2 protein-coding genes and 1 pseudogene are annotated in these 2,283 nt (G+C 62.8%); all 3 read left to right on the top strand.

Annotation, left to right across the window (positions count from 1 at the left end):
• Positions 1-1,291 (top strand): potassium-transporting ATPase subunit KdpB (kdpB, locus tag ERD80_RS22330; RefSeq protein WP_136548600.1); only part of this gene is annotated, 1,291 nt, incomplete at its 5' end.
• 11 nt (positions 1,292-1,302) lie between these two features.
• Positions 1,303-1,875: a potassium-transporting ATPase subunit KdpC gene (gene kdpC, locus ERD80_RS22325; RefSeq protein WP_058759353.1), complete on the top strand. Its 573-nt coding sequence runs from the start codon at positions 1,303-1,305 to the stop codon at positions 1,873-1,875.
• Between the two features lie 183 nt (positions 1,876-2,058).
• A pseudogene (locus ERD80_RS22320) lies at positions 2,059-2,283 on the top strand (sensor histidine kinase KdpD); the annotation flags it as partial.

The following is a 2,283-nucleotide window of genomic DNA, read 5'->3' as shown; positions in this document are numbered from 1 at the left end:
GGTGCTGGTGGCGCTGCTGGTGTGCCTGATTCCCACCACCATCGGCGGACTGCTGTCGGCGATTGGCGTGGCGGGCATGAGCCGCATGCTGGGAGCCAATGTGATTGCCACCAGCGGGCGCGCCGTGGAGGCCGCCGGTGATGTGGATGTGCTGATGCTGGACAAAACCGGCACCATCACGCTCGGTAACCGCCAGGCGACGCAGTTCCTGCCCGCGCCGGGCGTCAGCGAGCAGCAGCTGGCCGACGCGGCGCAGCTGGCATCGCTGGCCGATGAAACGCCGGAAGGGCGCAGCATCGTGGTGTTGGCGAAGCAGAAATTTAACCTGCGCGAACGCGATCTCAGCAGCATGGGCGCCAGCTTTATCCCGTTCTCCGCGCAGACGCGCATGAGCGGCGTCAACGTGCAGGATCGCCTGATCCGCAAAGGCGCGGTCGACGCGGTACGTCGTCATATCGAAGCCAGCCACGGCAGCTTCCCGGCTGAGGTTAATGCCCGGGTGGAAGAGGTGGCGCGCGCCGGCGGTACGCCGCTGGTGGTGGCCGAAGGCGCGCAGGTGCTGGGCGTGGTGGCGTTAAAGGACATCGTTAAAGGCGGCATTAAGGAACGTTTCGCCGAGCTGCGCAAGATGGGCATCAAAACGGTGATGATCACCGGTGATAACCCGTTAACCGCCGCGGCGATTGCGGCGGAAGCCGGTGTCGATGACTTCCTGTCGGAAGCGACGCCGGAAGCCAAGCTGGCGCTGATTCGCCAGTATCAGGCGGAAGGGCGCCTGGTGGCGATGACCGGCGATGGCACCAACGATGCGCCCGCGCTGGCGCAGGCTGACGTGGCGGTGGCGATGAACTCCGGTACCCAGGCTGCGAAAGAGGCGGGCAACATGGTCGATCTTGACTCCAACCCGACCAAACTGCTGGAAGTGGTGCACATCGGCAAACAGATGCTGATGACGCGCGGTTCGCTTACCACCTTCAGTATCGCCAACGATGTGGCGAAATACTTCGCCATCATCCCGGCGGCGTTTGCCGTGACCTATCCGCAGCTCAATATGCTGAACGTGATGGCGCTGCATTCACCGGCCTCGGCGATTCTGTCGGCGGTGATCTTCAACGCGCTGGTGATTGTGTTTTTGATTCCGCTGGCGCTGAAAGGGGTGAGCTATCGGCCGATGAGCGCGGCAGCGCTGCTGCGCCGCAATCTGTGGATTTATGGCGCAGGCGGTTTAGTGGTGCCGTTTATTGGCATTAAAGCGATCGACCTGCTGCTGACGCTGTCGGGCCTGGTGTAAGGAGAAGAGAAATGAGTCAGTTACGTCCGGCTATAGTATTGTTAGTGCTGCTTACCCTGCTGACCGGCGCAGTCTATCCGCTGCTGACCACCGGCCTGGCGCAGTGGTGGTTTCCGTCACAGGCCAGCGGTTCGCTGATTGAGCGCGACGGCGCGGTGCGTGGCTCAGAGCAGATCGGTCAGGCGTTCAGCCAGCCGGGGCACTTCTGGGGCCGTCCATCGGCCACCAGCGACGTGCCGTACAACGCGCAGGCGTCAGGCGGCAGCAACCTTGCCGCCAGTAATCCGGCGCTGGATAAAGCGGTGGCGGAGCGGGTGGCTGCGCTGCGCGCTGCCAATCCGCAGGCGCCGGCAGCGGTGCCGGTGGAGCTGGTAACCGCTTCAGGCAGCGGCCTGGATCCGGATATCTCCCCTGAAGCGGCGCTGTGGCAGGCACCGCGCGTTGCGGCAGCGCGCAATATGACGCTGAAAGACGTCGAGGCGCTGATTGCGCGCAACACCGAGCGCCCGCTGCTGCCGTTTATCGGCGAAGAAACGGTGAACGTGCTGCGGCTGAATATGGCGCTGGATGATTTGCAGGGATGAGGTGAATTCGGTGCGCATGAATGCGCACCCTACAACGTAGGGTCGCCATTTATGGCGACCGTTTCGATATACGCACCACAGCGTAACGCCATTTATGGCGACCGTTTCGATGCACGCACCACAGCGTAACGCCATTCATGGCGACCGTTTCATTGTTCGTACGGAACTCAATATTTGAACGACATACACGACGAATTACCGCGCCCCGATCCCGATGCCCTGCTGCTCAATCACAGCGACAGCCATCGCGGTAAACTGAAAATCTACTTCGGCGCCTGTGCGGGCGTAGGGAAAACCTACGCCATGCTGCAGGAGGCGCAGCGCCTGCGTGCGCAGGGGCTGGACGTGCTGGCTGGCGTGGTCGAAACCCACGGCCGTGAAGAGACCGCCGCGCTGCTGCAGGGGCTG

Origin of the sequence: Pantoea sp. R102 (genome assembly GCF_004916815.1) — a bacterium.
In the GTDB taxonomy this organism is placed as follows: Bacteria; Pseudomonadota; Gammaproteobacteria; order Enterobacterales; family Enterobacteriaceae; genus Pantoea; species Pantoea dispersa.
This window is presented reverse-complemented; position numbering and strand designations above follow the sequence as displayed.